4 protein-coding genes are annotated in these 5,187 nt (G+C 39.3%); 2 read left to right on the top strand and 2 right to left on the bottom strand.

What is annotated here, in order from left to right; translation table 11 throughout:
* Positions 1–270: 270 nt before the first annotated feature.
* On the top strand, positions 271–897 hold the full coding sequence (locus CWB66_RS11880) for a hypothetical protein (protein WP_138585541.1): 627 nt from the start codon (positions 271–273) through the stop codon (positions 895–897).
* A gap of 108 nt (positions 898–1,005) precedes the next feature.
* Here CWB66_RS11880 and CWB66_RS11875 read toward each other — a convergent pair whose 3' ends face one another.
* Positions 1,006–2,190 carry a BaiN/RdsA family NAD(P)/FAD-dependent oxidoreductase gene (locus CWB66_RS11875; RefSeq protein ID WP_138585540.1) on the bottom strand — a complete coding sequence of 395 codons (1,185 nt, stop codon included), beginning with the start codon at positions 2,188–2,190 and terminating at the stop codon, positions 1,006–1,008.
* 323 nt (positions 2,191–2,513) lie between these two features.
* Between CWB66_RS11875 and CWB66_RS11870 the strand changes: the two genes are divergently transcribed.
* A complete protein-coding gene (locus tag CWB66_RS11870) occupies positions 2,514–4,301 on the top strand; it encodes a S8 family peptidase (RefSeq protein ID WP_138585539.1) in 1,788 nt (595 codons plus the stop codon).
* Positions 4,302–4,376: 75 nt separating this feature from the next.
* Here the strand turns inward: CWB66_RS11870 and CWB66_RS11865 are convergent, their stop codons facing one another.
* Positions 4,377–4,850 (bottom strand): peroxiredoxin, encoded by a 474-nt coding sequence (locus tag CWB66_RS11865; RefSeq protein WP_138585542.1) that lies wholly within the window; start codon positions 4,848–4,850, stop codon positions 4,377–4,379.
* Between the last annotated feature and the right edge of the window lie 337 nt (positions 4,851–5,187).

Here is a 5,187-nt window from a genome sequence, read left to right as displayed (position 1 = left end):
ATTATGGTCCAATGTGTAACCTCTTAACTAGGGTCTGTTGATCTTTGCGGATTAAAATTTGTTCAAACTAGGGACTATTTAATCGCGGCGCGAGGTTTGACATTTATACTGCGTTATCGCCTGTTTATGGGGAATAACCACACGACATAGGATCTGCCTTGCCTAAATACCAAACGTACTGCTGCAAAATCAATCACAAAAGGTCAACACGCCCTAGTGGCTGCATAACAATAGTGCTTAATACTTGAACTTAAAAAGAGAAAATACAAAATGTCTCAAGAAATAATTAAATTAAACTTTATCAACCGCTCTAGCGATATAAATAACAGTGAAGTGGTTATTTTCCAAAAAAACATCGCGGAAACTTTTGACGAACTAGCTGTTGCTTGGCGAGTTATTCAAAATTGTGGCCGTAACGATAACCACCCTTTTAATTATTCGTTGCAATTTCAAGTTTGTGCAAGTGATTCATATGGTAACTATTCACCAGAATTGAATGCCTATGAAGGTCAATCCTTTGAAATGGTCAAAAATACCTCTGGTGATGTGTTGCAGTTATCGTCAACACCTGCAGTATCTCCACAGGAAGTTGAAATTAAAAACAATTTAAGTACTGGTGCAATCAGTGGCAACATCTATCGCGACGGTAAATTACTCGCGACAAAAACTAATCTTGTACCTAGTCAAAAAGGGGGATTCCAATTTAAGCCAAGTATTTTTATTGGTGTTGCCTCTCAAGTCGAAGAAGGTGAAGTAATAAATTCAGCAATTATTCAACAAATAAATACCGAAATTAACCTCTTTGGTATTCAAAATGCTGACATTGTGATGACTGGCGGTGGTTCAGGGCCTAATGCAGCGGCATTTAGCTTTCATTTAGAAAACATTAATAAATAGCAACATCATCCAAATGTTGCAGGCTCTTTATTTAGCCTCAACATTTTTATTGTTACACTTATGTGCAGCGACAATAAAGTTTGTAACTTTAGAATGATGGCTTAACCGCTAACAATACTGCCCTGCTGCGAAGCCACAGCTCCACGCATACTGAAAGTTGTAGCCCCCCAACCAACCCGTTACATCGGTTACTTCGCCTATAAAGTATAGGCCTTTAGCTTTTTTAGCTTCAAACGTTTTAGAGCTTAGCTCGTCAGTGTTTACACCACCGAGTGTAACTTCTGCTGTTCTATATCCTTCTGTGCTATTGGGTTTAATTTGCCAAGCGTGAATGTAATTTACTAACTCATCTATTTGAGTATGTGTAAGCTGGTTAATATTACAATCAGGAATGGCTTTACTCTCATGAAGAATTTCTATAAAACGCTTTGGTAGAATAGTCGCAAGGCTATTTTTTAACGATTTTTGAGATTGCGTTTCACGCCAATTGGCAAGTTGCTGTCTTAAGTCTATTTCAGGTAGTAAGTTTATAGTTATAGCTTGCCCTGCTCGCCAAAATGAGCTGATTTGTAGTATTGCAGGTCCCGATAATCCACGGTGTGTAAAAAGAATATTTTCTTTAAATACAGTGCCGTCTTCGCTTGAAACTTCACATGGGATACTAATTCCCGAAAGCCCTTCAAAGCGATCTTTATCGTGCTGATGCAAAGTAAATGGCACAAGTGCAGCCATTGTTGGCAATACATTTAAGCCAAACTGCTCAGCAACTTTATAGCCAATTGGGGTTGCACCTAGTTTAGGCATCGTTAAACCACCCGATGCAATGACTAACGACTCACAGTAAAGCGTTTCTTGCTCGGTCACTACGCAGTAACCATTATCAGTTTTTGATACGCTGATCACTTCGCTACGTAACTTGATATTTACCCCAGCCCACTCACATTCGGTCAGTAAAATATTAACAATGTCTTGTGCGTTATTATCACAAAACAGCTGGCCAAGAGTTTTATGGTGATAAGCTAAACCATGTCTGTCCACCAGCTCAATAAAGTCATGCTGGGTATAGCGACTTAAACACGATTTAACAAAATGTGCATTACTGCATAAGTAGTTATCTGGACTCGCATTTTTATTTGTAAAATTACAACGCCCACCACCACTTATTAAAATTTTACGACCGGGTTTTTTACCCATATCAAGTACAGTAACGCTTCGACCTCGGTACCCTGCTTGTGCCGCACACATTAATCCGGCAGCTCCCGCGCCTATTACTATTACATCTACTTGGGCCATTAATTTATCTCACTAAAATTTTTTTTCGATTATAGCAAATTTAAACATGTCCAACGTATCGAATTAATTATTAGTAATTACACAACAAATTAAATGTATTTAACTCACTAAAAGTGAAAAAGTATAAATAAACAACACTTTTAAACTATTAAAAAGAGTATTAAAACAACAAAATGACTATAAAAGCACTGTAAACTCTCGTTATAACCAAATTAAACAGGTACATAATGAAATGATATTTTAACTTCATTAACAGATCGTTTACTTTAATTCCCTTCTCGCAGGTTTAGTCTGCGTAAAAGTTAATAACACTAGGGATAATTATGACAACAACTAAAATCTTTAAAAAATGCGTTATTGCATTAACAGTAAGTACAATCTTTACAGCAACATCAAGTATGGCTAACCCTGCTCAAGCGCTTGCGCCTTCAATGGCTGAAACATCAGCAAAGTTACAAAGCCAAAATAGCGCTGAAACACAGTTTATTATTAAATATCAACATAACAGTAATGACATGATAAATATTTCATCTGAAAATACCGATTCTGCCAGCATGAATAAGCGAGCACAAAATTTTGTTAAAAGCTTCTCTTCCAAAAATGGGAAAGTAAAGGGCAAATATGTACGCGCTATGGCACTTAGTAACCATCATGTAGTACGTGCAGATAAAAAACTCAACGCAGAAGAAGCACAAGAGTTTATGCAAGATCTAATTGGCTCAGGTAATGTTGAGTATATTGAAGTTGATCAAATGTTACAGCCGTTTTCGACACCTAATGATCCGCGTTTTGATGATCAATGGCATTATTATGAGCAAGCAGGTGGCCTAAATTTACCTACCGCTTGGGATAGCGCAACAGGCAATGGTGTGGTTGTGGCAGTACTTGATACAGGTTATCGCCCTCATGCTGATTTAAACGCAAACCTTTTACAAGGTTACGATATGATTTCAAATCTATCGGTCGCAAATGACGGTGGTGGTCGTGATAGCGATGCTCGCGACCCTGGTGATGCGGTTGCAACAAATGAATGTGGCACTAATGATGCTAAGAGCTCTAGCTGGCATGGTACTCATGTAGCCGGCACCGTTGCCGCAGTTACTAATAATGGTGAAGGTGTTGCAGGTGTTGCTTACGACGCCAAAGTAGTACCAGTGCGTGTATTAGGTAAATGTGGTGGTTTAACTTCTGATATTGCTGATGGTATTATTTGGGCAGCGGGCGGTAATGTATCTGGCGTGCCAGCAAACGCTAACCCTGCCGATGTTATTAACATGAGTTTAGGTGGCAGCGGGTCATGTAGCTCTACGACTCAAAGCGCAATTAATGCGGCACGAAGCAACGGTGCAGTGGTTGTTATTGCCGCAGGTAACGACAATGATAATTCAGCAAACTACAACCCTGGTAACTGTAATGGTGTAATAAATGTTGCTGCTGTAGGTCGCAGCGGTGGTCGTGCATATTACTCTAATTACGGAAGCAATATTGATGTTGCAGCACCTGGCGGCGCGCAAAGTTTTGCAAACGACTCAGAAGGTGTTTTATCTACCTACAATACAGGTTCATCAAGCCCTTCACGCGACAGCTATAGTTATTCGCAAGGCACATCAATGGCTGCACCACATGTAGCGGGTGTTGCTGCACTTATTAAACAAGCTAAGCCTAATGCGACGCCTGATGAAATAGAAAATATTTTAAAATCAACAACCCGCTCATTCCCTGCAAGCTGTACTAACTGTGGTACAGGTATTGTTGATGCGGCCGCCGCCGTTGCAGCTGCTGGCGGAACAGATACGACTAAACCGGAAGCTGGTGGTGGCTCTGTAAGTGATGTAAATATTAGTGCAGGTCAATGGAAACATTACACATTAGATGTCCCTGCTAACATGTCTACATTTACAGTAACGACCTCAGGCGGTAGTGGAGATGCTGATTTACATGTTAAATTTGGTAGCCAGCCAACAGCCTCAAGTTATGACTGTCGCCCGTATGAAGATGGTAATGAAGAAACATGTACATTTAGCAGCCCGCAAGCCGGTAAATGGCATATTAGCATTAACGCATACAGTCGCGTTTCTGGTTTAACAATTAGCGGCCAATATAAGCCATAAATAGCATTATAAAAAGAAAACCCCGATTGTTAAAGTCGGGGTTTTATATCACTTAAACACATGAAATATTTAAATCTACAGCTTTTCTAGAACAGCCTCAGCACGGCTAACAGCAAATTCTTTGTCTTGCTCTACAAACAAACCCATTACGACACTATTTTCAACTATCATAGCGTAACGCATTGAACGGATCCCACCAAAACCAGCCGTATCTTTATCAAGCCCTAATGCCTTAGTAAAACTAGCATCGCCATCACCTAGCATTAAAATTTCTTCTGCATTTTGTGAATCTCCCCATGCTTTCATTACAAACGCGTCATTTACTGATACACAATAAATGGCATCAACGCCCTTTGCTTTAATTTTATCTGCAAGCGTTATAAATTCAGGCAAGTGGGCATTAGAACAAGTGGGTGTAAATGCACCTGGCACCGCAAATAACACGACTTTTTTACCTTCAAATAAATCATTGTTAGTCAGCGTTTTCATACCATCATCGGTTAACTGCGACAGAGTAACTGCAGGGAGTACTTGGCCTTGTTCAATCATCATAAATCCTTAAAAAAATTGTAGTACCCACTTCATTAAAAATATGATCATTTTAACAAGTAAAATCAATCACTAATTTAATACACTTGGGATAGGAGTAACCAGGGTCTTATATGGACTCTCCGTAAATGTCAAAAAGAAAAAGTTAAAATAAATTTAGATGCTAGCTTATATACGGGCTCAAATTGAGGGGCTACCTCTGGCCTCTTATGTATTCGCACCTTCATGACTTTTCTGTTGAGCAGTTTATGAAACTTCAGGCCCTAACAGTCTATTGAAGGTTGGTCTTACCTATTTTAAGCGCTCTTATTGACAAATTTTAAGCCGCATCTAATTT

Origin of the sequence: Pseudoalteromonas sp. S558 (assembly GCF_005886635.1) — a bacterium.
GTDB classification, from domain to species: domain Bacteria; phylum Pseudomonadota; class Gammaproteobacteria; order Enterobacterales; family Alteromonadaceae; genus Pseudoalteromonas; species Pseudoalteromonas aliena.
The sequence above is the reverse complement of the archived record's forward strand: the minus strand, read 5'-3'. Positions and strand labels throughout refer to the sequence as shown.

What these genes read in the sequence shown, in the direction of transcription:
- CWB66_RS11875 (WP_138585540.1), bottom strand. Translation starts at nt 2,190, where the DNA reads ATGGCCCAAGTAGATGTAATAGTAATAGGCGCGGGAGCTGCCGGATTA.
- CWB66_RS11870 (WP_138585539.1), top strand. Translation starts at nt 2,514, where the DNA reads ATGACAACAACTAAAATCTTTAAAAAATGCGTTATTGCATTAACAGTA.
- CWB66_RS11880 (WP_138585541.1), top strand. Translation starts at nt 271, where the DNA reads ATGTCTCAAGAAATAATTAAATTAAACTTTATCAACCGCTCTAGCGAT.
- CWB66_RS11865 (WP_138585542.1), bottom strand. Translation starts at nt 4,850, where the DNA reads ATGATTGAACAAGGCCAAGTACTCCCTGCAGTTACTCTGTCGCAGTTA.